25 protein-coding genes and 4 tRNA genes are annotated in these 23,504 nt (G+C 60.2%); 15 read left to right on the top strand and 14 right to left on the bottom strand.

The genetic code is table 11. From position 1 onward, the window contains the following. Nucleotides 1–103 precede the first annotated feature (103 nt). Nucleotides 104–721 (bottom strand): glutathione S-transferase family protein, encoded by a 618-nt coding sequence (locus ACVW0Y_RS04515; protein ID WP_457436368.1) that lies wholly within the window; start codon nucleotides 719–721, stop codon nucleotides 104–106. Between the two features lie 116 nt (nucleotides 722–837). Beyond that, nucleotides 838–1,494 (bottom strand): transglutaminase-like domain-containing protein, encoded by a 657-nt coding sequence (locus ACVW0Y_RS04510; protein WP_457436367.1) that lies wholly within the window; start codon nucleotides 1,492–1,494, stop codon nucleotides 838–840. A 159-nt stretch (nucleotides 1,495–1,653) separates the two neighbouring features. Here ACVW0Y_RS04510 and ACVW0Y_RS04505 point away from each other — a divergent pair, with 159 nt between their 5' ends. Next, nucleotides 1,654–4,101, top strand: coding sequence for an acyl-CoA dehydrogenase (locus ACVW0Y_RS04505; protein WP_457436366.1), 2,448 nt, complete (start codon nucleotides 1,654–1,656; stop codon nucleotides 4,099–4,101). An 81-nt stretch (nucleotides 4,102–4,182) separates the two neighbouring features. After that, entirely contained in the window at nucleotides 4,183–4,593 is a 411-nt protein-coding gene (locus tag ACVW0Y_RS04500; protein ID WP_457436364.1) for a PA2817 family protein, read from the top strand. A gap of 123 nt (nucleotides 4,594–4,716) precedes the next feature. Here ACVW0Y_RS04500 and ACVW0Y_RS04495 read toward each other — a convergent pair. The 4 genes from ACVW0Y_RS04495 to ACVW0Y_RS04480 all read right to left on the bottom strand — a co-directional run bounded on the left by ACVW0Y_RS04495 (nucleotide 4,717) and on the right by ACVW0Y_RS04480 (nucleotide 5,110). Beyond that, nucleotides 4,717–4,792: transfer RNA gene (locus ACVW0Y_RS04495), tRNA-Gly, on the bottom strand. 20 nt (nucleotides 4,793–4,812) lie between these two features. Further along, nucleotides 4,813–4,888, bottom strand: a tRNA-Glu gene (locus ACVW0Y_RS04490). A 46-nt stretch (nucleotides 4,889–4,934) separates the two neighbouring features. After that, nucleotides 4,935–5,010: transfer RNA gene (locus tag ACVW0Y_RS04485), tRNA-Gly, on the bottom strand. A gap of 24 nt (nucleotides 5,011–5,034) precedes the next feature. Beyond that, nucleotides 5,035–5,110 (bottom strand) — tRNA-Glu (locus ACVW0Y_RS04480). Nucleotides 5,111–5,333: 223 nt separating this feature from the next. Between ACVW0Y_RS04480 and ACVW0Y_RS04475 the strand changes: the two genes are divergently transcribed. Next, complete coding sequence (locus ACVW0Y_RS04475; RefSeq protein WP_457436363.1) at nucleotides 5,334–6,104, top strand: hypothetical protein; 771 nt, start codon at nucleotides 5,334–5,336, stop codon at nucleotides 6,102–6,104. Nucleotides 6,105–6,252: 148 nt separating this feature from the next. On the opposite strand, the gene ACVW0Y_RS04470 is transcribed toward ACVW0Y_RS04475, so the two are convergent. Continuing rightward, nucleotides 6,253–6,735: a GAF domain-containing protein gene (locus ACVW0Y_RS04470; RefSeq protein ID WP_457436362.1), complete on the bottom strand. Its 483-nt coding sequence runs from the start codon at nucleotides 6,733–6,735 to the stop codon at nucleotides 6,253–6,255. Continuing rightward, nucleotides 6,732–7,622 (bottom strand): ATP-binding protein, encoded by an 891-nt coding sequence (locus ACVW0Y_RS04465; RefSeq protein WP_457436360.1) that lies wholly within the window; start codon nucleotides 7,620–7,622, stop codon nucleotides 6,732–6,734. The genes ACVW0Y_RS04470 and ACVW0Y_RS04465 overlap by 4 nt, the downstream gene beginning before the upstream one ends. Before the next feature lie 63 nt (nucleotides 7,623–7,685). On the opposite strand from ACVW0Y_RS04465, the gene ACVW0Y_RS04460 reads away from it, so the two are divergent. Next, nucleotides 7,686–10,052, top strand: coding sequence for a response regulator (locus ACVW0Y_RS04460; protein WP_457436358.1), 2,367 nt, complete (start codon nucleotides 7,686–7,688; stop codon nucleotides 10,050–10,052). On the opposite strand, the gene ACVW0Y_RS04455 is transcribed toward ACVW0Y_RS04460, so the two are convergent. From ACVW0Y_RS04455 to ACVW0Y_RS04445, 3 genes are all read right to left on the bottom strand, one after another. Beyond that, nucleotides 10,036–10,527 carry a MarR family winged helix-turn-helix transcriptional regulator gene (locus ACVW0Y_RS04455; protein WP_457436357.1) on the bottom strand — a complete coding sequence of 164 codons (492 nt, stop codon included), beginning with the start codon at nucleotides 10,525–10,527 and terminating at the stop codon, nucleotides 10,036–10,038. The genes ACVW0Y_RS04460 and ACVW0Y_RS04455 overlap by 17 nt on opposite strands. 10 nt (nucleotides 10,528–10,537) lie before the next feature. Beyond that, nucleotides 10,538–11,023, bottom strand: coding sequence for a glutathione peroxidase (locus tag ACVW0Y_RS04450; RefSeq protein ID WP_457436355.1), 486 nt, complete (start codon nucleotides 11,021–11,023; stop codon nucleotides 10,538–10,540). A gap of 84 nt (nucleotides 11,024–11,107) precedes the next feature. Next, nucleotides 11,108–12,319, bottom strand: a complete 1,212-nt coding sequence (locus ACVW0Y_RS04445; RefSeq protein ID WP_457436354.1) for a YbfB/YjiJ family MFS transporter — start codon at nucleotides 12,317–12,319, stop codon at nucleotides 11,108–11,110. Between the two features lie 140 nt (nucleotides 12,320–12,459). Here ACVW0Y_RS04445 and ACVW0Y_RS04440 point away from each other — a divergent pair, with 140 nt between their 5' ends. Continuing rightward, nucleotides 12,460–13,044, top strand: a complete 585-nt coding sequence (locus ACVW0Y_RS04440; RefSeq protein WP_457436353.1) for a TetR/AcrR family transcriptional regulator — start codon at nucleotides 12,460–12,462, stop codon at nucleotides 13,042–13,044. Between the two features lie 54 nt (nucleotides 13,045–13,098). Here the strand turns inward: ACVW0Y_RS04440 and ACVW0Y_RS04435 are convergent, their stop codons facing one another. Continuing rightward, nucleotides 13,099–13,356 carry a transmembrane sensor/regulator PpyR gene (locus tag ACVW0Y_RS04435; RefSeq protein WP_457436352.1) on the bottom strand — a complete coding sequence of 86 codons (258 nt, stop codon included), beginning with the start codon at nucleotides 13,354–13,356 and terminating at the stop codon, nucleotides 13,099–13,101. 228 nt (nucleotides 13,357–13,584) lie between these two features. Between ACVW0Y_RS04435 and ACVW0Y_RS04430 the strand changes: the two genes are divergently transcribed. Then, the gene (locus ACVW0Y_RS04430) at nucleotides 13,585–14,316 is read left to right on the top strand and encodes a substrate-binding periplasmic protein (RefSeq protein WP_457436351.1); all 732 of its coding nucleotides are present in this window, start codon (nucleotides 13,585–13,587) and stop codon (nucleotides 14,314–14,316) included. Here the strand turns inward: ACVW0Y_RS04430 and ACVW0Y_RS04425 are convergent. Further along, nucleotides 14,313–15,521 (bottom strand): PilT/PilU family type 4a pilus ATPase, encoded by a 1,209-nt coding sequence (locus ACVW0Y_RS04425; protein ID WP_457436349.1) that lies wholly within the window; start codon nucleotides 15,519–15,521, stop codon nucleotides 14,313–14,315. The genes ACVW0Y_RS04430 and ACVW0Y_RS04425 overlap by 4 nt on opposite strands. Before the next feature lie 297 nt (nucleotides 15,522–15,818). Here ACVW0Y_RS04425 and ACVW0Y_RS04420 point away from each other — a divergent pair, with 297 nt between their 5' ends. The 3 genes from ACVW0Y_RS04420 (at nucleotide 15,819) to ACVW0Y_RS04410 (ending at nucleotide 17,476) form a co-directional block, all read left to right on the top strand. Continuing rightward, nucleotides 15,819–16,082 carry a hypothetical protein gene (locus ACVW0Y_RS04420; RefSeq protein ID WP_457436347.1) on the top strand — a complete coding sequence of 88 codons (264 nt, stop codon included), beginning with the start codon at nucleotides 15,819–15,821 and terminating at the stop codon, nucleotides 16,080–16,082. A 52-nt stretch (nucleotides 16,083–16,134) separates the two neighbouring features. Further along, the gene (locus ACVW0Y_RS04415; protein ID WP_457436346.1) at nucleotides 16,135–16,413 is read left to right on the top strand and encodes a peptidylprolyl isomerase; all 279 of its coding nucleotides are present in this window, start codon (nucleotides 16,135–16,137) and stop codon (nucleotides 16,411–16,413) included. Between the two features lie 214 nt (nucleotides 16,414–16,627). Next, complete coding sequence (locus ACVW0Y_RS04410; protein ID WP_457436345.1) at nucleotides 16,628–17,476, top strand: hypothetical protein; 849 nt, start codon at nucleotides 16,628–16,630, stop codon at nucleotides 17,474–17,476. Nucleotides 17,477–17,526: 50 nt separating this feature from the next. On the opposite strand, the gene ACVW0Y_RS04405 is transcribed toward ACVW0Y_RS04410, so the two are convergent. Beyond that, entirely contained in the window at nucleotides 17,527–18,753 is a 1,227-nt protein-coding gene (locus ACVW0Y_RS04405) for an acyl-CoA dehydrogenase (RefSeq protein ID WP_457436344.1), read from the bottom strand. A 160-nt stretch (nucleotides 18,754–18,913) separates the two neighbouring features. On the opposite strand from ACVW0Y_RS04405, the gene ACVW0Y_RS04400 reads away from it, so the two are divergent. From ACVW0Y_RS04400 to ACVW0Y_RS04375, 6 genes are all read left to right on the top strand, one after another. Further along, on the top strand, nucleotides 18,914–19,822 hold the full coding sequence (locus tag ACVW0Y_RS04400; protein ID WP_457436343.1) for a LysR family transcriptional regulator: 909 nt from the start codon (nucleotides 18,914–18,916) through the stop codon (nucleotides 19,820–19,822). 85 nt (nucleotides 19,823–19,907) lie between these two features. Then, nucleotides 19,908–20,312, top strand: a complete 405-nt coding sequence (locus tag ACVW0Y_RS04395) for an MbcA/ParS/Xre antitoxin family protein (protein ID WP_457436341.1) — start codon at nucleotides 19,908–19,910, stop codon at nucleotides 20,310–20,312. Nucleotides 20,313–20,341: 29 nt separating this feature from the next. Further along, on the top strand, nucleotides 20,342–20,992 hold the full coding sequence (locus tag ACVW0Y_RS04390) for an RES family NAD+ phosphorylase (protein WP_457436769.1): 651 nt from the start codon (nucleotides 20,342–20,344) through the stop codon (nucleotides 20,990–20,992). A 31-nt stretch (nucleotides 20,993–21,023) separates the two neighbouring features. Beyond that, nucleotides 21,024–21,674, top strand: coding sequence for a DUF502 domain-containing protein (locus ACVW0Y_RS04385; protein ID WP_457436339.1), 651 nt, complete (start codon nucleotides 21,024–21,026; stop codon nucleotides 21,672–21,674). Nucleotides 21,675–21,764: 90 nt separating this feature from the next. Continuing rightward, nucleotides 21,765–22,142: a MerR family transcriptional regulator gene (locus ACVW0Y_RS04380; RefSeq protein WP_457436338.1), complete on the top strand. Its 378-nt coding sequence runs from the start codon at nucleotides 21,765–21,767 to the stop codon at nucleotides 22,140–22,142. Nucleotides 22,143–22,201: 59 nt separating this feature from the next. Continuing rightward, complete coding sequence (locus ACVW0Y_RS04375; RefSeq protein ID WP_457436337.1) at nucleotides 22,202–23,365, top strand: isovaleryl-CoA dehydrogenase; 1,164 nt, start codon at nucleotides 22,202–22,204, stop codon at nucleotides 23,363–23,365. Nucleotides 23,366–23,504: the final 139 nt, after the last annotated feature.

The raw sequence follows: 23,504 nt of genomic DNA, 5'->3' as shown, positions 1-23,504 counted from the left end.
AAATACACACTTGAATTGGAAAATTGGAACGGGAAACAGGCGGCGCAGTTTATCGCCAGAACGGAAGCCAGCTAAACAGTTTCCCGGGCTGATGGGTATTGGCTCAAGTCAGCGCCGTCATCACCGCAGCCTGGTATGCCGGGCGTTGTTTCAGGCGCTCGTACCAGGCCTGCAAATTCGGTTGCTCGGGACGTTCGACGGGCATTTCGAACCAGGCATAGATAAAGCAGCCTAGCGGAATATCGCCCATGCCAAAGCTGGCACCGGAGAGGTAAGGCTGGCGGGCCAAGGCCTGCTCAGGCGCCGCCAACAGCTCGGCGCAACGCTTGAGCGCCGCGGCGATAACCTCGGGATTGCGCTGCTCGGGTGGCGTGCGCAGGGTGCCCCAGAACAGATCGCGAAACGGCAGGGCGAAAGTCGCCGTCCAGTCCATCCATTTGTCCGCCTGGGCGCGCTCGCCGGGGTCCTTGGCATACAGCACGCCGTCGGCATACTTCGCGGCCAGGTAACGCACGATGGCGTTGGACTCCCATAGCACCAGGCCGTCGTCTTCAATCACCGGCACCAGGCCATTGGGGTTCATTGCGCGGTAGTGCGGCTCGTTGACCACACCAAAAGCACCGCCCGCCTCGTGCCGCTGGTAAGGCACGGCCACTTCTTCGGCGGCCCACAGCGCTTTGCGCACGTTCGTGGAATTCTTGCGACCCCAAATCGTCAACATCCGGTGGTTTCCTTGTATGTCTGAAATTTCCGCCCAGGCATCCTACCTGCCTGAGCCAAAGAAAACAGAGCTGGAAATTGATGTTAGCTATCGAGGCGCTTCATGGTTCGCCGGTTTCAGCCGGCCACTTCCTTGTGCATATCACCCATCACCAGTGGTGCGTCGTCAGCGAACAGATGGGGATAGCAATGCTGCAGATGGGCGAAGAACAGCTGCTCCGGCAGGTCGGCAAACTGGCCGTGGTCGAGCAGGTATTCCATATGCCGCTGGCCGGCTTGGTTGTAAGGCTGGAACACGCTATCGGTCAGCCCATCGAACTCCAGCGGTGCCACCTTGAACAGCTGACACAGGGTCAGATTGAACGCCGGGGTGGCTTTTACCCAACGCCCCTCAAGGTACAGCTCGGTGTAACCATGCATGGCGAACACTTCACTGCGCAGCGCTTCGAGCAAGCGCGGGGTGGACAGATGGTTACGCACATCCGCCAGGCCAATGCGTGAAGGAATCCCGCAATGCCGGGCGCAGGCCGCCAGCAGAGTGGCCTTGGGCACGCAATAGCTTTCCCCGGCGAGCACGGCGGCGCTGCCTTTCAAGGTGTCGAGATCGCGGCTGAAGCTATAGGGGTTGTAGCGAATCTGATCGCGCACGGCGTAGTAAAGACTGACCGCCTGGTCACGCAGCTCGGGGCTTTCACCGCGATTAAGTTCTGCGAACTCAACTACGAGGGGGTGGTCACTATCAATGAAGCGGCCGGGGTCAAGGTACTCGCGCATAGGTCTCTCCAGAGGGCTTGCGGGTGGTGCCAGGCTCAGTCTAACGACACCCCATCGACCGCGCTCACGACGATAAGGCCAAGCTCGGCGCTCTTCTCGCCAGCGCCAACTACGCTTACGCGGTTGGTTCCCGGCCTGCCGTCTCATGGAGGAATTTGCATGCTCGCTGTCTGGTTACTGGTTCTGGTTGTGGGTGTGGCAGTACTTGCCCACCGTCGCATCTCTCCCCTTCCTGCCCTTGGCATCACCGCCGTTTACTTGGTGCTGATGGGTATTTATGGCCATGCACCCACTTGGCTGATGGCCATTCTCTGGCTGCTGCTGATCGCCATCACCGTGCCGCTGGTATTGCCGGAACTGCGCCGCAAGCTCTTCACTGCGCCGCTGTTCGCCTGGTTCCAGAAGGTGCTGCCGCCAATGTCGGAAACCGAGAAGGATGCTATCGAGGCCGGTACCGTGTGGTGGGACGGCCATCTGTTCAGCGGGCGTCCGGATTGGGACACCTTGCTCGCCTATCCCAAGGCGCAGCTCACGGAAGAAGAACAGACCTTTATCGACGGCCCCACTGAAGAACTCTGCGCGATGGTCACCGACTGGGACATCGGCCAACAGATGGACCTGCCGGAAAAAGCCTGGCAGCACATCAAACAGCACGGCTTCTTCGCCCTGATCATTCCCAAGGAGTACGGCGGTAAAGGCTTTTCTGCCTATGCCCACTCCCAAGTGGCGATGAAACTGGCCACCCGCAGCGGCGATCTGGCCTCCACGGTGATGGTGCCCAATTCCCTCGGCCCGGCCGAACTGTTACTGCATTACGGCACCGATGAGCAGCGGCAGCACTACCTGCCGCGCCTGGCCCGTGGCGACGATATCCCCTGCTTTGCCCTCACCGGCCCGCTGGCTGGCTCCGATGCCGGGGCCATGCCCGATGTCGGCATCATCTGCAAAGGCCAGTGGAATGGCGAAGAGGTGCTCGGGCTGCGTCTGACCTGGGAAAAGCGCTATATCACCCTGGGCCCGGTGGCTACCTTGCTGGGGCTGGCCTTCAAAGCCTATGACCCTGATCACCTGCTGGGTGACGAAGAAGACCTGGGCATCAGCCTGGCGCTGATTCCCACCGATACCCCCGGGGTAGAAATCGGCCGTCGCCATCTGCCCCTGGGTGCCGCCTTTATGAACGGGCCCAACTCCGGTAAGGACGTGTTTGTTCCGCTGGAGTTTCTGATTGGCGGCCAGGCCATGCTCGGCAAGGGCTGGATGATGCTGATGAACTGCCTGTCGGTCGGCCGCTCGATTTCCCTGCCGGCAGTCGGCACCGGTGCCGCCAAGTACACCAGCCTGGTCACCGGTCAGTACAGCCAGGTGCGCGAACAATTCAATGTGCCGCTGGCAGCCTTTGAAGGCATTCAGGAAGCGCTGGCACGGATTGGCGGCAACGCCTGGATGATGGATGCCGCGCGCATTCTTACCGCCAATGCGGTGGACCTCGGGGAAAAACCCTCGGTGCTCTCAGCGATCCTCAAGTATCACCTCACCGAACGCGGCCGCGAGTGCATCAGCCACGCTATGGATGTGCACGGCGGCAAGGGCATCATCATGGGCCCGAACAATTACCTGGGCCGCTCCTGGCAAGGCGCGCCGATCTTTATCACGGTGGAAGGCGCCAATATCCTTTCGCGCAATCTGATGATCTTTGGCCAGGGCGCAATTCGCTGCCACCCCTATGTACTCAAGGAAATGGCCCTGGCCGGCCGCGAAGACCGTGAGCAGGCCCTGGTGGAGTTCGATGAACTGCTGATACAGCACATTGGTTTCGCCATCAGCAACGCCGCCAGCAGCCTGATCCTCAGCCTGACCTTCGGCAAACTTGGCAGCGTGCCGGGCGACAACTTCAGCCAGCCGTATTTCCGCGCCCTCAACCGTCTGGCTGCTGCCTTCGCCATGCTCGCCGACTTCAGCATGATGCTGCTGGGCGGCGAGCTGAAACGCCGCGAACGCTTGTCGGCGCGCCTGGGCGATGTGCTGAGCAACCTGTACCTCGGCTCGGCCGCACTCAAGCGCTACCACGACCTCGACTACCCGGAGCACCTGCGCCCTTCCGTGGCCTGGGCCCTGGAAGAAAGCCTGGGCAAGGCCGAAGACGCCCTGGCCAATCTGCTGGCCAACTTCCCCAACCGCTTCTTTGGCTGCGTGCTGAGCTTGCTGGTGTTCCCGTTTGGCCGTCGGCACAAGGGCCCATCGGATGCCCTGGATGCCGAGATCGCCGGCATCATCGGCCGCCCGGCCGGCGACCCGGCGCTGGAAGCAGTACTGGCCGGCTGCTACCGGCCGCAAGCGCCGACCGATGCGGTCGGTGCGCTGCAGCATGCGGTGAACCTGCTGGGGGCCAGCCATGGGCTGTCGAAAAAGCTGCACGTGGCGGTGAAAGAAGGTCGTCTGAGCGCAAAGCCGGGCGAAAGCCTGATCGATGCGGCCGTGGCGGCTGGCGTGCTGCAAGCCGAAGAAGCGCAGAATCTGCGTGAGGCGGAAGCGGCGCGGCGTCGGGTGATCGACGTGGATGACTACGCCAAGGAAGACCTCAAGCTGGGGCGCGGCAAGATCCGTTAACCAGCCCCGCTGGTAGCAACACGACAATGGGCGCGGAGGCCTTTATACTTCGCGCCCGTTTTTGCTTCTGAGGAACTGTCCATGTCCAGCCCCTACCTCGATCACCACCTGGCCCTGTTGGCGCACTTGCGCAGCATTCTGGTGGCACTGGGCGAAGCCGAGCAGGTTCCCGAAGAAAGCCACTACTTGTTCCTGGAGCGCTTCGACGAACTGCTCACCCTGCTGCCGCAAGAGCCGGAGCAAAGCCTGTACCTGGGCCAGGACCTGATGTGCCAGGTGATCCACCGCTACCCGCAGATCGCCCACTTGGTGCCCCGCGACCTGCTGTGGTTCTTCGGCGGCGACTGCCTGCACTTTATGCCCGACGAAGAAATCACCCTGTTCCAGGCCCTCGACGAGCGCCGCTTTGAAGCCGAGCAGAACGACGAACCCTTCGACTGGGAGCGCGAAAAGCAATTCCTCACCATCCCGCAGGAAAGCGCCAAGCACTAAACCGCTAACGCACAAAAAAGCCCGCTCGGCATTCAGGCCAAGCGGGCTTTTTTATCGGCGGCGTTGCGAGCCTTTTTCCGCGCAAACAAAAACGCCGCTCAATGAGCGGCGTTTTTGTTTATTTGGAGCGGGAAACGAGACTCGAACTCGCGACCCCGACCTTGGCAAGGTCGTGCTCTACCAACTGAGCTATTCCCGCGGTACATCTACAACTTGAAGTGGCGTCCCCTAGGGGACTCGAACCCCTGTTACCGCCGTGAAAGGGCGGTGTCCTAGGCCACTAGACGAAGGGGACATCAACCTTTTTTACCAGCAACGCTTTACAGCACTGCCTTTGAATTTGGAGCGGGAAACGAGACTCGAACTCGCGACCCCGACCTTGGCAAGGTCGTGCTCTACCAACTGAGCTATTCCCGCATCTATACCGTACTGCTTGGAAAATGGCGTCCCCTAGGGGACTCGAACCCCTGTTACCGCCGTGAAAGGGCGGTGTCCTAGGCCACTAGACGAAGGGGACACAGGTTGTGCATGACGCACATTTTCCAACCTTCGAAGCGTCTGCTTGTTGCCTTACGCTGCGAAGTGGCGCGAATTCTAGGGAGCCTTTCGAAGGTCGTCAACACTTGAGTGAAAATTAATTTAAATCAATGACTTCTGCGTAGAAGTTGGCCGGTGCCTATCCGCGATAGCACATAGGCACTACACTCCGGCAGAACTCCAGCAGTCGAGAGGTTATAAAGGTGTCCCCACTCGTGATCACTCTACTGATAGTAGCCGGCATCGTGGTGCTGTTTCTGATCGGCTATATCAACCATATGGTAGAGAACAATAAGCTGGAGAAGGCCCGGCTCAAGGCGGACCTCGCCGATCGTATTCGTCGCTGCACTGACGTATCGGAGTCCCTCCCCGGCCAGTTCATGGCCCCTGCCCTCAAGCTGCTGCTAAGCCGCTTGATGCTGCAATTCGCCGAACGCCTGCTGGCGGTCGACAAGAGCCAGAACAGCGTCAAAGGGCGCGTTGAGGAACTACGCAGCCTGGTGGCCCAGGGCGACGCCATCCCGGTACGCAACCAGCCACAATTGATCAGCAACGAAGCCAAGGCCAAGGAAGTGCGCCTGACTCTGGAAACCCTGCATGGCCTGATCACCCGCGCCGCCCAGGAAAACCATCTGCCCCAGGGCGAGGCCAAGCAATGGCTGCAAGAGGTTCGGCACATTCTGGTGCAGCTGCATATCGAGCTGTTCACCAATGCCGGCCAGAACGCCTTGCAACAAGGTCAGCCAGGCCATGCGCGCCTGGCCTTCGAGCGCGGCGTGCAGTACATCCGCAAGCAACCGGATGCCAAACGCTACCAGACACCTCTGAGCGTTCTGGAAAAACAGCTGGCCCGCGCCAATGCCATGGTTCTGGAGAACACCAAGCCCGCGCTCGACGAAGCCAACGAGCTTACCGACGGCTTGAAATCCATGGATGGCGATGACGATTGGAAGAAGAAGAACATGTACGACTGAGGCTTTCTCAGCACGCACAAAAAAGCCCGGCTCGATGCCGGGCTTTTTTGTGCGTGCTGAAACGGTGGGGCTTCGCCTTTGGCTCAACCCAACCTACGCGCCCGCCAGGCCGTAGGCTGGGTTGAGTGCAACGAAGCTCGACTCGATTTCAGCACTCAGTCAACCGCAGAAAAATCGCTGCCAGCTTCTCGATACCTTGCTGATCTGCCTCGCTGAAACGCGCCAGCTTGGGGCTATCCAGATCCAGCACGCCGATCAACCGCCCTTCCTTCACCAAGGGCACCACCAGCTCGCTGTTGGAGGCGCTGTCGCAGGCGATATGGCCGGGGAACTCATGCACGTCCTCTACCCGCTGGGTCTGCAGGGTGCTCGCCGCTGCGCCGCACACGCCCTTGCCGAACGGAATACGTACACAGGCCACTTGACCCTGGAATGGACCCAGCACCAGCTGCTCCTGTTTATTCAGGTAGAAGCCGGCCCAGTTGAGGTCGTCCAGCTGGGTGTACAGAAACGCCGAAAACTGCGCGGCGTTGGCGACAAAATCACGCTCGTCGGCCAATAGCGCCTCAAGCTGCGCGGCCAGCAGGCCATAGCCTTGCAGCCCGGCACCGGTTTGCTGTAGATCGATCACGACTGTTTCTCCAGTAATTGCAGGCCCACCCAATTACGGGCGAACTGATAGGCACAACGGCCGTTACGGTTGCCGCGACTGGTGGCATAACGGGCGGCGAGCACGCCGAGTTCGTCATTCCAGGTCCAGTCGAGGTTGGATTGCTTGGCGAGCACGCCGATCCAGTGGCGTACCACGTCGTGGAAATGCTCTTGGGTAAAGGGATAGAAGGACAGCCACAGACCAAAACGGTCCGACAAGGCGATCTTGTCTTCCACCGCTTCGCTGGGGTGCAGCTCGCCATTGACCATCTTGCTGTCGAGATTGTCGCTCTCCTTTTCCGGCACTAGGTGGCGGCGGTTGGAGGTGGCGTACAGCAGCACGTTGTCGGGTGCCCGCTCCAGGGAGCCATCGAGCACGCTCTTGAGCACCCGGTAGTCGCCCTCGCCTGCTTCGAACGAGAGGTCATCGCAGAACAGCACAAAACGTTGCGGCAGCTTGGCGATCAGCTCGACGATGCGTGGCAGGTCGGCCAGGTAATCGCGTTCGATCTCGATCAGGCGCAAACCATCGCCTGCCAGCTCCGCCAGCAACGCGCGAACCAGCGACGACTTGCCAGTACCACGGGCGCCCCAGAGCAAGGCGTGGTTGGCCGGCAGACCGGCAACGAACTGACGGGTGTTGCGCGCCAGGTGATCACGCTGGGTGTCGACGCCGATCAGGTCGGTCAGCCGCAGGTCGAGGCTGACTTGCAGCGGCTGCAGGTAGCCGCCACGGCCCTCTCGGTGCCAGCGGGCGGCGATAGTGTGGTTCCAGTCCAGCTCGACACGCAGGGATGGCAACAATGGATCGAGCCGCGCCAACACCGCGTCGGCACGCTCCAGAAAGGCATTCAAACGGGAGTCCACGACTTACTCCTTTACAGGGGAAAAACTCGATGCCTCCACGGCAAGCGATAACGCTATTCAGCTATGCTTGCCAGGTGCTCAGAGACGAGGCTGGCTCATTACCCTATGGATATAACGCTCACCCATCGCCTGTCGTTCAAACAGGCCAGTCTGACGGTTCTCGTGGCGTTGATCCTCGGCACCTTGCTCAGCCTACTGCAGGTGAGCAGCGATTATGCCAGCGAAGACGCCTCGATCAACCGCGAGATACGTGCATTGCTGGAGATCAGCCATAACCCGGCGACCCGCATTGCTTACAACATCGACACCGAACTGGCCCAGGAACTGGTTGCCGGGCTTTTGCGTTCGCCCGCCGTGACCAGCGCGCAAATAGTCGATGACACCGGCACCAGCCTGGCCAGCGCCAAACGCCCGCGCATCGACAGCCCGTATCGGCTGTTCAGTGACCGCCTGTTTGGCCAGAGCCGGCACTTCGAAGACCCACTGTTCGTCAGCCATTCGCCCCAGGAAACCATCGGCCTGCTGCGCCTGGAGGTGGATACCTTCGCCTTTGGCAACAACTTCCTGCGCCGCTCCCTGGTCACCCTGCTCAGCGGCTTTGCCTACAGCCTGCTGCTGTCGATGATCTTGCTGGTGGTGTTCTATTTCATGCTCACCAAGCCGCTCACCGATGTGATCCAGGCCATCAGTGCCCGCGACCTGCGACGCCCGACCCGGCAAAAGCTGCCCTGCCCGGCCGGCCATGAAAACGATGAAATCGGCATTCTGGTGGACGTTACCAATCAGCAGCTGTCCAGCCTTTCGGAAGAAGTCGAGCACCGGCGCAAGGCCGAAGACCAGCTGACCCAATACCTGGGCGAGCTGGAAAACATCATTTCCGCGCGCACCAACGAGCTGAAAGCCAGCAACACCCGCCTGACCCTGTCCAATCAGGAACTGGAAACCGCCCGCGCCCAGGCCAACCAGATGGCGCTGGCCCGCGCCACTTTTCTGGCCAATATGAGCCACGAAATTCGCACCCCGCTCAATGGCCTGCTGGGCATGCTGGGGCTGACCCTGGACAGCCACCTCAGTGCCGAACAGCGCCAGCAGTTGGGCATTGCCCATAACTCGGGCAAGGTGCTGGTGGAATTGCTCAACGATATTCTCGACCTGTCCAAGTTCGAGGCCGGGCAGTTGGAGCTGGAGTCGATTCCCTTCGATTTCGCCACCCTGGTGGAAGACACCGCCAACCTGCTGTCGCAGAACGCCGCCAGCAACGTCGAATTGACCTGCCTGATCGACAACCGTCTGCCCGCCCTGCTGCTTGGCGACCCCACACGGGTGCGCCAGGTGGTCAGTAACCTGCTGTCCAACGCCCTGAAGTTCACCCATAGCGGGCGCGTTGATATCCGCATCAGCTACACCGCCCCCGGCGTGCGCATCACCGTGACCGACAGCGGCATCGGCATTGCCGAAGACGCCCAGGCGCGAATCTTCCAACCCTTCGCCCAGGCCGGCGCGACCATTACCCGGCAGTACGGCGGCACCGGCCTCGGCCTGGCCCTGACCCGCCAGCTGTGCGAAGCCATGCGCGGCACCCTGACGCTGAAATCGAAACTCGGCGCGGGCAGTGAATTCTGCGTACAACTGCCGCTGCAAAGCGCCGCACCGCCGGCGCTGCTCCCCGCCCTGCACGGCCGTGTGGTGGCGCTGTGCAGTGCGCAGAGCGGCCTGGCCGACTTGCTCGACAACTTGCTGCCGAACTGGAGCCTCACCTATCAGCGCCTGGACAGCAGCAGCCCGAAGCCGCTGCTGAGCGCCGACCTGGTGATCACTGATCGCGCCGAAACCCTCGCCACCCTGCGCGAGCACTTCAAGCACACCGTGCTGTTTATCAGCGCCTACGGCAGCTTCTTGCCCAGCGAGCAGGCGAGCACCCTGGCACCCATCGTCCAGCTACCCCGCCCGCTGTCCCGCGCCGCCCTGCACAAAGCCCTGCAACGCGCCCTCGATCCGGGCGGCGAGCCCATCGTCAGCGCGCCCGCCATGGGCGCACCCACTGCCCTGGGGCAGAAGCGCGTGCTGTTGGTGGAGGACAATCCGGTCAATCAGTTGGTGGCCAAAGGCATGCTGAGCAAGGCCGGCTGCGAAGTGGTGCTGGCCACCAATGGTGTCGAGGCTTTGGAGTTGCTGGAGCAGGAGCAGATCGATCTGGTCCTGATGGACTGCAATATGCCGGTGATGGATGGCTACGAGGCGACCCGGCGCATTCGCCAGCAGGCGCGTTGGGCCGATCTGCCAATCATCGCCCTGACCGCCAATGCCCTGCCGGATGAACGCGAGCGTTGCACCACGGCGGGCATGAACGACTACCTGGCCAAACCCTTCCGCCGCGACGAGCTGATCCACCTGCTCAGCCAGTGGCTGCCGGTTACGGCGCTGCTATAAAACGATCCAACAGGCCGCCGAGTTGCTCGCGCAGGCCATCGAGTTCGTCCAGATTGAAACCACTGGCACACAGCAACTGCTGCTTGAGGGGCAGCACCTGCGCTTTCAGCGCCGCCCCGTCGGCCGTCAGCGCCAGATGCACCTCCCGCTCATCGCGGGCGCTGCGCTGACGCACCAGCAGCCCCAGTTGCTCCAGGCGCTTGAGCAACGGCGTAAGGGTGCCGGAATCCAGCAACAAGCGCTCCCCCAGCGCCTTCACCGTTGGCTGCTCCGGTGCCGCCTGCTGCCACTCCCACAACACCAGCATCGCCAGGTATTGCGGGTAGGTCAGGCCCAACTGATCCAGCATCGGCTTGTAGCCACGGATCACCGCACGCGAGGCGGCGTACAGCTTGAAACACAGCTGCTGATCGAGCTGCAGCGCGGTGGCGGGGTCCAGTTGCGGTGCCGCTGGCGGCACTTGGTGTTGACTCATTAGCAATGGCTCACTTGAGCAGCGCTTCAATCTCGCTGGTCAATTCTTCGGGCTTGGTCAGGGGGGCAAAACGCTTGACCACTTTACCGTCCTGACCGATCAGAAACTTGGTGAAGTTCCATTTCACGCCCTGGCTACCGAGCAGGCCCGGCGCGCGCTTTTTCAGCTGCACGAACAGCGGGTGGGCGTCGCTGCCATTGACGTCGATCTTCTTGAACAGCGGAAAGCTCACGCCGTAGTTCAGCTCGCAGAACTCGGAAATCGCCCCTTCGTTGCCTGGCTCCTGCTTGCCGAACTGGTTGCAGGGGAAACCGAGAATCACCAGCCCCTGATCCTTGTAGGTCTGCCACAGCTCTTCCAGGCCTTTGTACTGCGGCGTGAAGCCACATTTGCTGGCGGTATTGACCACCAGCACGGCTTTGCCGCCGAAGTCGGCCAGGGTCTTTTGCTCACCTTTGATAGTGGTGGCGGGAATACTGAAAAGCGTGTCGCTCATAGCGGTAACTCCGAAGAGGGTGACGGGGACGGCGAACAAGATAGCTAACGATTAAATTGTACGCAATTCAATTTATGAACACCGTCAATCGCGCTGCCGCGCCGCAGGCCCCATAACATCCAGCAGCAAGGCCAACAGCACCGCTGCAGCGCCAATCCCGAACAACAGGGTGTAATTGCCGCCGCTGGCCGCGTACAAGTAGGAGTAAGCGTAGCCGGCCAACGCCTGGAACAGCGCAAAGGCCGTAGTGGCGCGGCTCCAGGCATGGTTCTGAGCACTTAGATCGCCCGGTAGCAACTGCTGGATCCGCCCCAGATTGACCGGCACGATGCCCGGTGGAAACGAACCGATCACCAGCACTGCAATCACCAGCGCCGGCACACTGTGGTTCAACGCCAGCAAGACAATGGCCAGGGCTTGCACACCCAGCACCAGGCGGCTGGTGCTGGCAAAACCGATGCGGTCGGCCAGGGCACCGTAGACCATCGGCCCGAGAATCGCGCCAATGCCGTATACCACCCACACCACCGCACCCCAATGCGCGCCCCATTGCAGGCCACGCGCCACGTAGTCCACCAAAAACACCATCATCGGCACCAGGGCCACCGCCATCAGCGCGTACTGGGCATACAGCAGCTTCATGGCCGTCGAGGTTTTTGCCGCACTGCCCGCCGCCGCCACCGCTGGCGCAGCGCCAGGCAACGAGGGCCAACCGGCCCAGCTGACCGCCGTCAGCAGCGCCGACAGCACGCCCAGACCAATCCAGGCTTGCTGCAGACCAAGCTGCAGTAACAGCGGCACCAGCGTGCCGGAAGCGGCGATTCCCAGGCCCAAGCCGAGGAAGATCGCCCCGCTCGCCAGACCTTTGCGCGCACCGGGAATAAACGGCAGCACATTGGTTGCCGCCAGCACCATGATCGCCCCGCCGGCCAGCCCGGAAACGAAACGCCAGACAAAGAACCACAGCACCGACAGCGGAAAGGCACAGGCCAGAAACGCCAGTGAAGCCAGCGCCATCATCAGCCGTAACGTCCAGGGCGCGCTCAGTTGCCGGGCCATGGGCCGACCACTGAGGGCGCCGGCCAAGTAACCGACCAGATTGGCAGCACCGAGGTACATCACATCATTGGCGGCAAACCACTGCGCCTCGATCAGCGACGGAATCAACGGTGTGTAGGCAAACCGCGCCAGGCCAATGCCCACCAGGCTGGCGCACAGGCCGGCAAGGATGGCGTGCATCACGCTGGGTTGGCGAGAATTGGCGGCGACGGTGGTAATGCGGGACTGACTGGACATACTGGGCTCGCTTGGCAAAAGGCTGATCGGCTGTCCGCGCCATCTTTGACATACCTGTCATGCTTGCTAGTGTTAGGAGCTGCCGCCTGCCTGTCAAGACAATATTGACAACACTGTCAAACAAGGTTGAAATCGCCGCCATGGCCGGAATCCGTCAATTCAATGAAGAACAAACCCTGGAGCGCGCGCTGGAAGTTTTCTGGCGCAAAGGCTTCGGCGCGACCTCCATGCCGGAACTGGCGGAGGCCACCGGCGTGCAACGCGGCTCGCTGTACAACGCTTATGGCGACAAGCAGGGACTGTTTCTCGCAGTGTTCGTCCGCTACCAGCAAGGCTTTCTCGCCGCCGCCAGTGAAACCCTGAAATCCACCGATACCCGCCAGGCCCTCAAGGCGTTTTTTGCCTTTGCCATCGCCTCGATGAAATCCGGCGAAGCGGCGCGCGGCTGCCTGTCGACAAAAACCACCGTGGACGAAAACGCCAGTGCCGAGCCCATCCGCGAGGTACTGCGGGGGATGGTCGCGGGCCTGGAAAACCTGCTGGCCGAACGCTTGCGCCAAGCCAGCGAACCATTGGCCCTGCCGATCGAAGACGCCGCTCGGCTGCTGGTCACCCTGACCCGCGGAATTGTCGTGATCGAACGCCTGTACCCCGACAGCGAACGCCTGCAGGCTACCGCCGATGCGTTGGTGGATCTGATCGTAGCGGTGCCATCGCCCGCTTGATCCTTGCCGTCACCTCATCGCTGCGCCGTGCCCGCTACGCATGTCACGGGGTGCTCAAGCGCTAGCGTAGGCGATAGCCACTGCCGATTTTTTCAGGTTGTAGTGGGCGATCAGGCGCATCACATAACCGATCTTCAGTGCGGTCGGGCCGAGAATCACGCCGGCGTGGGCCGCCACCAAAGTGGGCAGATTCAGGCTGCCTTCGTAGCCGTAAGCCACAAACACCCCCACCAGCAGCAGCGCCAGGCCACCGACCAGCAGTTGGTTGGAGATATGCAGAACGTTTTTCGGTGAGTTCAGGTAGGTAAACATGGTCCATCCTCCAATTGAGTGGTGGAAGTTTCTGGCTTCCGTAGCCAATCAATATCAGGATGCGTGCCAAGATTTATTTCCATATAAAACAGCAGCTTGAACCAACATAAGTCAAAACGACACAAAGCATACCGAAGTCATAACGACTCCAAGCAGTCAATTTAACCCAACAAACGTGAGCGCAGCGCACCTCCTATACTGCTCACACCCCTGCCGACGGAATCCACCATGTGGTTTATACCTGCCAGTCTGCTATTCGGACTGCTCGCCTCCAGCGCCCTCGCCCAGCAGCCCAGTGTCGACTTGTATATTCCGGATGCGATGCCGCTGGCGGCCGCCCAGGACCCCATGGGGCACGGCATGATCGGCGACGTGGCGCTGGAAGCGTTAAAACGGGCGGGGTATCAGGTAACGATCAAGACCGAACCCTGGTTGCGGGTGCAAAAACGCGTGCGCGAAGGCAAGAATCTGCTGTTGGTGCCGCTGTCGCGCACCCCGGAACGGGAAGATAAATACACCTGGGCCGCCGCGGTGCTCCCCCTGCCCCGGGCATTTTTCACCTTCGATAAGCCGGTGCAGACCTTTGAGCAGGCCCGTACCCGCTACCGCCGCGTTGGCGTCAGCATCGGTACCGCCCAGGAAGAAATCCTGCGTGCCCATGGCTTTCAGAGCGACCAGATCTACTCCCTGCACCTGGGCGATCACCCGCTGAAACTGCTTGAACTGAACCGCATCGACGCTTGGTTCACCACGGTGCCCGAAGGCCAGTATCACTGGGTGCGCACCACCAGCAAAGCACTGCTGAAAAGCCCGGAAATGGCCACCACCGATATGTATGTGGCCTGCTCGAAGAGCTGTGATGCGGAGCTGGTACAGGCACTGCGCAGCGCGGTCGAGGGGATGCGCGCGGACGGCAGTATCAAACGCATCACCGCCCGCTATCTGAACCCCGCGCGTTAAATCCCGCGACGACCCGGGTCTTCCGGTGGCGGTGCTTCTTCCTCGATATCTTCCAGGGTCAGCTCCATACCCCAATCGCCGGCATCCGCCACTTTGGCAACCGGTGCCACAGGTGCGGCAACCGGCGCGGCGGGCGCAGTCGGAGTTTCGCGGTAGAGCTTGAGTTTCAGGCGCACGTTGTTGGCCGAGTCGGCGTTCTTCACCGCCTCTTCTTCATCGATAGCGCCCTCGTTGACCAGCTCGATCAACGCCTGGTCGAAGGTCTGCATCCCCAGATTGCGCGACTTCTCCATGATTTCCTTGATCTCGCTAAGCTCACTGCGCTTGATCAGGTCACGCACCGTCGGCGTCCCCAGCAACACCTCCACGGCGGCACGGCGCTTACCGTCGGTGGTTTTCACCAAACGCTGGGAAACAAAGGCCTTGAGGTTGTTGCCCAGGTCATTGAGCAGCTGCGGGCGGCGCTCTTCCGGGAAGAAGTTAATGATGCGATCCAGCGCCTGGTTGGCGTTGTTGGCATGCAGCGTGGAAATCGCCAAGTGGCCGGTGTCGGCAAAGGCCAGGGCGTGCTCCATGGTTTCGCGGTCGCGGATCTCGCCAATCAGAATCACGTCCGGTGCCTGGCGCAGGGTGTTTTTCAACGCGGCGTGAAAGCTGCGGGTATCCACCCCCACTTCGCGCTGGTTGATGATCGATTTCTTGTGCCGGTGCACGTACTCCACCGGATCTTCGATGGTAATGATATGGCCGCCGCTATTGCGGTTGCGGTAGTCGATCAGTGCCGCCAGCGAGGTGGATTTGCCCGAACCGGTACCGCCAACGAACAACACCAGACCGCGTTTTTCCATCACGGTTTTCAGCAGGATTTCCGGCAGTTTGAGGTCTTCGAACTTGGGGATATCCATCTTGATATTGCGCGCCACGATCGACACTTCGTTGCGCTGCTTAAAGATATTGATACGGAAACGACCGATGCCGGCCAGAGAGATCGCCAGGTTCATCTCCAGCTCCTTCTCGAACTCGACCCGCTGCGCCGAATCCATGATCGAATCGGCCACCGCCGCGATCTCCCCCGACTTCAACGGCTCGGCACTGAGCGGCTTGAGTACGCCATTGAACTTGGCGCAGGGCGGTGCCCCGGTGGACAGGTAAAGATCTGAACCATCCTGGGTCGCCAGAATTTTCAGCATCGGGTTCAAGTCCATGGGCTACGCCTCCTTGGGTCGGTGGAACTAATACGGTAGGTCAAGATGAGCGAAAGACTCGCCAGCTAATTGGCGTCATTTCGACGACGCGGCGATAGTGGCACATTCCGACACCCGAACGTTTAGCTCGCTCGCTGCAATGCGACTAAGGCTGCAAAAAGTGAATACAACGGACAAACACCTAGCCCCTCGCCTCACCCGTTGCCCGATGCATAAAGCTCGGATAACCGTCCTCAGGCGTGACAATCTCGTGCGCAGTGGCAAAATTGCCGGCAATGACCCCCTGGAGGAAACGCCATGGCAATTCGTCTGGCAAAGCTTGAGGAAGCCTTTCCTGAAATACGGCAGCGTTTGGCGCGGGTCGAAACCACACTCCTGCATAGGGTCACCAAGGCCGACCTGATCAACGAAGTCGGCACCACCGGCCTGGCTGTGACCAACTTCCCAACCGAAATCACTCGACTGAAAGGCTCGATGATCCAATGGTTTATCGGCACCACGATGTTTCTGGTTGGCGGATTCGGCGCGATTGCATTTGGCCTTGCCCGAGCACTCAACTAAACCCTCGTTAACGTCCTGCCTTACCCAGCCCATACAAACACAGGAACTCCCCATGCCAAAAGCAATGGCCCGCCATATTCTGGTGAACACCGAGGCCGAAGCCGCCGCACTGAAAAAACGTATCGCCGCTGGCGAGGCGTTCGATGTGCTGGCAAAAAAATACTCCACCTGCCCTTCCGGCAAAAAAGGCGGCGACCTGGGCGAAGTACGCCCGGGGCAGATGGTGAAATCCATCGACCAGGTGATTTTCAAAAAGGAACTGCGCACCGTGCATGGCCCGGTAAAAAGCCAATTCGGTTATCACTTGGTGCAGGTGTTCTACCGCGACTGAAACTGCCAACCCAGCAGACCTGCAGGCCCGACACTTGCCGCTACCAGCAAGCAGGCAACTGCAGTACCTCCCCCCTTGCAACAAACCAGGCGATTTCGTGGAAAAATCCGTTGATCGTCGCGCGGCATCACTGCGCCAGACGGAAACGTTGCCTATTGGAAGCCGGCCCCACTCGCTGACACTGACCGCTCATTGCCAATTGAGGTGAGGCGAAATGCGCAGCTTATTACTTCGTGGGCTTCTGGCTGTTTATGCAACCGCGTTAACAGCCAACAATCTGGCGCAGGCCCAACCCGGCCAATGGGTCTATCGCATAGACAGTCGCCCGCCGGCGCTGATTTTTTCCCAGGGCTTTAGCAGTGAAGGTCAATCGCCCAATCTCTTCGACCATGTTTTTGCCAACTCCTGCAATGAAGAAGCGCCTGCCAGCAGGTCGATGTGGGTATCGGCCTCAGGACGTAGCGACAGCGCTCTGCAATTTGCTGAAATGGAAATCAGAGGTCGCGAACCCTTGGCCAGTCGAGAAGGCGAACGAGGTACCTGGCTTTACGAGATAAGCCCTGACAGCTCTTACCTGGACGTATATGGGGTGTTTCGCCAAGTCATTGAGGCGGGACGGAATGGACCGACCTATACCGAGGTAGATGCGGCGACTCTAAGAGACCTGCTGTATGCCCAGCATGTCGATACCTACCAGGAAGTGGTGACGCCCAGGATTTATCCCAGCCATATTTTCTCTGCGGTGTTCGTCACCCTGAGTCCGCAAACCGAGCACGCGGCAATCGTCGAAAACTCCATCGTCACTAACGCCGGCTACCAGCAACCGGCGACGCAACCCCTCGATCACGTCGATAACCTACCCAGGCTGGTGCCACCCGGCAGACCCACCGAATTCGTGCGTATGCGCCACCCGGTTATGGAGTTGTGCTTTATGGAATGCGACGGTGCCTACTCAGGAGCCAGAGCAAGCGAGCGAAAACGCCGCAGCCTGCTGAGCGGCGAGCCCTACTGCAAGGCCGCCCCTTCTGCGTCACAGCTCTTTATCGGTAGTGAAGACGAGTAATAAAAAAACCCGCCACGGCTAACCGGGGCGGGTTTTTTCATGCTCTAGCCTTAGTGACTTTTCAGCATATCGGCGGGGATGTGCTTGCCGATTTCAAACTTGCCGATGGCGGCACGGTGTACTTCGTCAGGGCCGTCGGCCAGACGCAGGGTACGCTGCATGGCGTACATATAGGCCAGCGGGGTGTCGTTGGAAACACCAGCGCCGCCGTGCATCTGAATGGCGCGATCAATCACTCGCAGGGCCACGTTCGGTGCCACGACTTTGATCTGGGCGATTTCACTTTTGGCCACTTTGTTGCCGACGGTGTCCATCATATAAGCCGCTTTCAGGGTCAACAGGCGCGCCATGTCGATCTCCATCCGCGAGTCGGCAATGATGTCGACGTTGCCGCCCAGACGCGCCAATGGCTTACCGAACGCAGTACGGCTAACGGCACGCTTGCACATCAATTCCAGGGCGCGCTCGGCCATGCCGATGGAGCGCATGCAGTGGTGAATACGGCCTGGGCCAAGGCGACCCTGGGCGATTTCGAAGCCACGGCCTTCACCCAACAACACGTTTTCGTAAGGTACGCGGACGTTTTCGAACAGCACTTCAGCATGGCCGTGTGGCGCGTCGTCGTAGCCGAAGACCGGCAGCGGACGAAGAATTTTCACACCAGGAGCATCGGTCGGAACCAGAATCATCGAGTGCTGCTGGTGGCGCGGACCGTCAGGATTGCTCAAGCCCATAAAGATCATGATTTTGCAGCGCGGGTCGCAAGCACCCGACGTCCACCATTTACGGCCGTTGATCACCCACTCATCACCCACGCGTTCGGCACGGGCGGCCATATTGGTGGCGTCAGACGAGGCCACCCCCGGCTCGGTCATGGCGAAGGCAGAGCGAATTTCTCCCGCCAACAGCGGCTCGAGGTAGCGTTTCTTCTGCTCTTCATTGGCGTAACGCACCAACACTTCCATGTTGCCGGTGTCCGGTGCCGAGCAGTTGAACGGCTCGGAACCCAGCAACGAGCGGCCCATGATTTCGGCCAGCGGCGCGTATTCCATATTGGTCAGGCCGGCACCCAGTTTCGATTCCGGCAGAAACAGGTTCCACAGGCCTTCGGCCTTGGCCTTGGCTTTCAGCTCTTCCATGATCGCGGTCGGCTGCCAGCGATCACCTTCGTTCACTTGAGCTTCGAACACCGCTTCGGCGGGATAGACATAAGCGTCCATGAATGCGGTAACGCGTTCGCGCAGTTCTTGAACCTTGGGGGAATAAGCGAAATCCATCGGAGACACCTTCTGACGGGCTGTTGGTGAGGTTGGAAAAGATCCTAGATCAGCGATGAAGATTTATCTAACCTATTCTCGGCGTGTATAAACATTCATCACCGATATATGATTGGCTGATACTGAGAACAATCCCAATAAGATCAGGAGCGCGTTGGCAATGAATCTGAGCAAGGTCGATCTGAACCTCTTTATCGTCTTCGACGCCATCTATACCGAGGCCAACCTGACCCGTGCCGGGCAGATTGTCGGTATCACCCAACCCGCCGTTTCCAACGCCCTGGCCCGCCTGCGCGAGACCTTTAACGACCCGCTGTTCGTCCGTACCGCGCAAGGCATGGTACCCACCCCCATGGCGCAGAACATCATCGGCCCAGTGCGAAATGCCCTGTCGCTGCTGCGTGTTTCCGTACAGGAAAGCCGCACCTTCAACCCCCTGCAAGCGAACAAGACCTACCGCATCAGCATGACCGACCTCACCGAGGAGATCATTCTGCCGCCGCTGTTCCAGCGTCTGCGCCGCCAGGCTCCGGCCGTGCAGATCGAAAGCTTTCTGTCGAAACGTCGCGAAACCACCAAGGAACTGGCCGCCGGCCGCCTGGACTTCGCCGTCGACGCGCCGCTGAACACCGACCCGCAAGTGCGCCACGTCAAACTGCTGTCTGACCGCTACGTTTGCGCAATCCGCAAAGGTCACCCGCTGGCCAAGGAAAAACTGACCCTGGATGAGTACATGTCGCTCACCCATATCCATATTTCCAGCCGCCGCAGTGGCCTCGGTTATGTCGACCTGACCCTCGGCAAGATGGGCATTCAGCGCAAGATCGCCCTGCGCTCGCAGCACTACCTGATGGCTTCGATGGTGATGCAGAAAACCGATATGGCCATGACCGTGCCCGAGCGTTTTGCCCGCAGCCATGACCTGCATTACGTCGGTGTGCCGGTGGAAGTGCCCGCCGTGGAAACCCACCTGTACTGGCATGAAAGCACCGACCAGGACCCAGCCAACCGCTGGATGCGCGAGCAGATGATCGAGCTGGCCCAGCAGGTCAGTGCTCAGGACGCCTGAAGCCCGGCGGCACTGCCGGAGGTGGTTTGCGCTCGATCCACAAATGGACTAATGTCAGTTACAAGTCCACTTGTGGAGATCCGCCATGTCACTCGCCAGCCCATCCAACAGCGTTGCCCTTGATCTCGACTCGGCTCACGCGGGCCATGTGGCGCTGAAGTTTTTCTTCAACCTGATGGAGAAATGGAACTGCACTGTTGAAGAACAGACTGTGCTGCTCGGCTCCATCGGCCGCAGCACGCTGTACAAATACCGCCAGCTGCCGGAAATCCGCTTGCCGCGCGACACCCTGGAACGGGTGTCGTATCTGATGGGCATCCATAAATCCCTGCGCATTCTGTTCGGCGACAAACCCTCAACCTACGAATGGATTCGCAAGGCAAACAGCGAAGCACCTTTCAACGGTATGAGCGCCTTGCAGTTAATGCTGGCCGGCAGCGTGATGGATATTGCCGTGGTACGTCGCTACCTGGATGGAGTACGTGGTTGAAACAACCGACTCAAGTTCTGCCTGCATGGATGCGGGCCTATCGCATCGTTTCCAGCTCCTTTCCGCCGATTTCGGTGTTCGAGGACGTTCTGGACCCCGCCGATCTCGAACAAGCCTTTCTGATTGAAAGCCTGACCAACGACCGCCTGCGCGAAGAAGCCGGCCTGCTTAGCCATGTGGCAGCGGAAGACCGCGTCTGCGGCCCCGGTGCCTCGCCATTGATGGCGGCCTTTACCCATGTCGGTGCCAAAAGTCGCTTCACCGACGGCCAATATGGCGTGTACTACTGCGGCAACACCCTGCAGACCGCCATCGCCGAAACCCGCTACCACCGCGAACGCTTTCTGCGCGCCACCCACGAGCCGAGTATGGAGCTGACCCTGCGCACTTATGTGTGCAAGGTGGTGCAGCCGCTGGACGATATTCGCCAGGGCTTCGAAGAACTGTACGACCCTGATCCCGATGCCTATGCCCTGCCCCAACGTTTCGCTGCCGAGCGGCGCAAACAGCGCTCCTGGGGCTTGCTGTACCGCAGCGTGCGGCACGCCGAAGGCGAATGCGCGGCGCTGTTTCGCCCGCCGGCCGCCAGCATTCCGGTGCAGGGTGAGCACCTGCGTTATGTGTGGGACGGCCAATTGCAACAGATCACTCAAGTATTCACCCTCAAAGCCATCGCTTGACCGCCGCCGCTGATTATCTGGATAGCCCCCGATGCTTAAGAAAAGCTTTAACTCCCTGCTGACCACCTGGCTGGCGGGGCTGATCGTATTGTTGCCGCTGACCCTTACCCTGATGCTGCTGACCTGGGTGGTCAGCCTGCTCAATCGCCTGATCGGCCCGTCCACCTATATCGGCAAGCTGTTTGCCGCCATGGGCCAACCCTTTGCCAGCAACACCTACCTCGCCTATGGCCTGGGTACGGTATTGCTGGTGATCGCCGTTTACCTACTCGGCCTCGCCGTTCAGCTGGGTCTGCGCAAGCCGCTAGCCTGGTTGACCGACGTGACCCTGCGGCGCATCCCGCTGTTCGGCAAGCTGTATAACCTCGCCGATCGCTTCGTGGCCCTGCTGGAGAAAAAAGAAGACGCCGATATCAACGCCATGAGCCCGGTCTGGTGTTTTTTCGGCGGTGATGGTGTGGCCGTGCTGGCGCTGATGCCCAATCCGCAGCCCATCGATATCGACGGCCGCCGTTACTACGCCGTGCTGGTGCCCACCGCGCCTATCCCGATTGGCGGCGGCTTGCTGTATGTGCCGGTGGAATGGGTCAAGCCGGCCAACATCGGCGTCGATGCCTTTACCAGTATCTATGTGTCCATGGGTATCAACCCGCCGCCACCCAGTCCCCGTCCAACCGAATAAGCGCGGTACAGCGGAAAAACCCGCCTTGACGCTGTAGGGAAATCTGCTTTACGTTAACGTAAAGGTAAGAACCCCCTAGAGCGTTTTCCCATGCCGACCACTTACAGCATTTCCGACCTTGCCCGCGAGCTGGACATCACCACCCGGGCCATTCGCTTCTACGAAGAACAAGGCATGCTCAGCCCCGAGCGACGCGGCCAGGAACGTATCTATTCGGCGCGCGACAAGGTCTCCCTGAAGCTGATTCTGCGTGGCAAGCGCATCGGTTTTTCCCTGGCTGAATGCCGCGAGCTGATCGAGCTCTACGACCCCAGCGGCAACCACAAACAACTAGAAACCTTTATGCGCAAGATCGCCGAGCGCCGCGAACAGCTGCGCCAGCAATTGCTCGATATCGAACAGATGCAGCTGGAGCTGGACACCGCCGAAGAGCGCTGCCTGGCCGCTATGGCGCAGATTCCCGCCTAAGACTTCAAGGCAGGCCCACAAGGCCGACACCCAACAAAAACAAGCAGCAGGTGCCCCCCATGAGCTATCCCTCCCTCAACTTTGCCCTCGGCGAAACCATCGACATGCTGCGCGATCAGGTGCAAGCCTTCGTCGCCGCCGAACTGGCACCACGTGCAGCGGCCATCGACAGCGACAACCTGTTCCCCGCCGATATGTGGCGTAAGTTCGGCGACATGGGCCTGCTCGGCATCACCGTCAGCGAGGAATACGGCGGCGCCGGCCTCGGTTACCTGGCCCACGTGGTGGCCATCGAGGAAATCAGCCGGGGTTCGGCCTCTGTGGGCCTGTCCTATGGCGCGCACTCCAACCTGTGCGTCAACCAGATCAACCGCAACGGCACGGCCGCCCAGAAAGCCAAGTACCTGCCCAAGCTGATCAGCGGCGAACATATCGGTGCCCTGGCCATGAGCGAGCCGAATGCCGGTTCCGATGTGGTATCGATGAAGCTGCGCGCCGACAAACGCGGCGGCCACTACGTGCTCAACGGCAGCAAGACCTGGATCACCAACGGCCCGGACGCCAACACCTACGTGATCTACGCCAAGACCGATCTGGAAAAAGGCGCCCACGGCATCACTGCGTTTATTGTCGAGCGCGACTGGAAAGGTTTCTCCCGCAGCAGCAAATTCGACAAGCTCGGCATGCGCGGCTCCAACACCTGCGAGCTGTTTTTCGATGATGTGGAAGTGCCGGAAGAAAATATCCTCGGCGTGCTCAATGGCGGCGTGAAAGTGCTGATGAGCGGCCTCGACTACGAGCGCGTCGTCCTCTCGGGCGGCCCCATCGGCATCATGCAGGCGTGCATGGACGTGGTGGTTCCTTATATCCACGACCGTAAACAGTTCGGCCAGGCCATCGGCGAATTCCAGCTGATCCAGGGCAAAGTCGCCGATATGTACACCCAGCTCAACGCCAGTCGCGCCTACCTGTATGCCGTGGCCAATGCCTGCGACCGTGGCGAGACCACCCGCAAGGACGCCGCCGGGGTGATTCTCTACAGCGCCGAGCGCGCTACGCAGATGGCCCTGGATGCGATCCAGATTCTCGGTGGCAACGGCTATATCAACGAATTCCCCACCGGCCGCCTCCTGCGCGACGCCAAGCTCTACGAAATCGGTGCCGGCACCAGCGAAATCCGCCGCATGCTGATTGGCCGCGAGCTGTTCAACGAAACCCGCTGAAGCCCAGCCCTACCTCGACCGTAGGAGCGGCTTCAGCCGCGATGCCCTTGTTTTTAAAAAAAATCGGCTTAATCCCCACCAAACAAAAAAAAAAAATCATTAACGTTTTGACCCCAAATGCAAACAAAAACAACCAAAA

The sequence above is a fragment of the Pseudomonas sp. TE3786 genome, from assembly GCF_054057335.1.
This window is presented reverse-complemented; position numbering and strand designations above follow the sequence as displayed.

Excerpts from the sequence above, each read along its gene's own strand:
- ACVW0Y_RS04515 (WP_457436368.1), bottom strand. The coding sequence starts at position 721 with ATGTTGACGATTTGGGGTCGCAAGAATTCCACGAACGTGCGCAAAGCG.
- ACVW0Y_RS04510 (WP_457436367.1), bottom strand. The coding sequence starts at position 1,494 with ATGCGCGAGTACCTTGACCCCGGCCGCTTCATTGATAGTGACCACCCC.
- ACVW0Y_RS04505 (WP_457436366.1), top strand. The coding sequence starts at position 1,654 with ATGCTCGCTGTCTGGTTACTGGTTCTGGTTGTGGGTGTGGCAGTACTT.
- ACVW0Y_RS04500 (WP_457436364.1), top strand. The coding sequence starts at position 4,183 with ATGTCCAGCCCCTACCTCGATCACCACCTGGCCCTGTTGGCGCACTTG.
- ACVW0Y_RS04460 (WP_457436358.1), top strand. The coding sequence starts at position 7,686 with ATGCTTGCCAGGTGCTCAGAGACGAGGCTGGCTCATTACCCTATGGAT.
- ACVW0Y_RS04455 (WP_457436357.1), bottom strand. The coding sequence starts at position 10,527 with ATGAGTCAACACCAAGTGCCGCCAGCGGCACCGCAACTGGACCCCGCC.
- ACVW0Y_RS04450 (WP_457436355.1), bottom strand. The coding sequence starts at position 11,023 with ATGAGCGACACGCTTTTCAGTATTCCCGCCACCACTATCAAAGGTGAG.
- ACVW0Y_RS04445 (WP_457436354.1), bottom strand. The coding sequence starts at position 12,319 with ATGTCCAGTCAGTCCCGCATTACCACCGTCGCCGCCAATTCTCGCCAA.
- ACVW0Y_RS04440 (WP_457436353.1), top strand. The coding sequence starts at position 12,460 with ATGGCCGGAATCCGTCAATTCAATGAAGAACAAACCCTGGAGCGCGCG.
- ACVW0Y_RS04435 (WP_457436352.1), bottom strand. The coding sequence starts at position 13,356 with ATGTTTACCTACCTGAACTCACCGAAAAACGTTCTGCATATCTCCAAC.
- ACVW0Y_RS04430 (WP_457436351.1), top strand. The coding sequence starts at position 13,585 with ATGTGGTTTATACCTGCCAGTCTGCTATTCGGACTGCTCGCCTCCAGC.
- ACVW0Y_RS04425 (WP_457436349.1), bottom strand. The coding sequence starts at position 15,521 with ATGGACTTGAACCCGATGCTGAAAATTCTGGCGACCCAGGATGGTTCA.
- ACVW0Y_RS04420 (WP_457436347.1), top strand. The coding sequence starts at position 15,819 with ATGGCAATTCGTCTGGCAAAGCTTGAGGAAGCCTTTCCTGAAATACGG.
- ACVW0Y_RS04415 (WP_457436346.1), top strand. The coding sequence starts at position 16,135 with ATGCCAAAAGCAATGGCCCGCCATATTCTGGTGAACACCGAGGCCGAA.
- ACVW0Y_RS04410 (WP_457436345.1), top strand. The coding sequence starts at position 16,628 with ATGCGCAGCTTATTACTTCGTGGGCTTCTGGCTGTTTATGCAACCGCG.
- ACVW0Y_RS04405 (WP_457436344.1), bottom strand. The coding sequence starts at position 18,753 with ATGGATTTCGCTTATTCCCCCAAGGTTCAAGAACTGCGCGAACGCGTT.
- ACVW0Y_RS04400 (WP_457436343.1), top strand. The coding sequence starts at position 18,914 with ATGAATCTGAGCAAGGTCGATCTGAACCTCTTTATCGTCTTCGACGCC.
- ACVW0Y_RS04395 (WP_457436341.1), top strand. The coding sequence starts at position 19,908 with ATGTCACTCGCCAGCCCATCCAACAGCGTTGCCCTTGATCTCGACTCG.
- ACVW0Y_RS04390 (WP_457436769.1), top strand. The coding sequence starts at position 20,342 with ATGCGGGCCTATCGCATCGTTTCCAGCTCCTTTCCGCCGATTTCGGTG.
- ACVW0Y_RS04385 (WP_457436339.1), top strand. The coding sequence starts at position 21,024 with ATGCTTAAGAAAAGCTTTAACTCCCTGCTGACCACCTGGCTGGCGGGG.
- ACVW0Y_RS04380 (WP_457436338.1), top strand. The coding sequence starts at position 21,765 with ATGCCGACCACTTACAGCATTTCCGACCTTGCCCGCGAGCTGGACATC.
- ACVW0Y_RS04375 (WP_457436337.1), top strand. The coding sequence starts at position 22,202 with ATGAGCTATCCCTCCCTCAACTTTGCCCTCGGCGAAACCATCGACATG.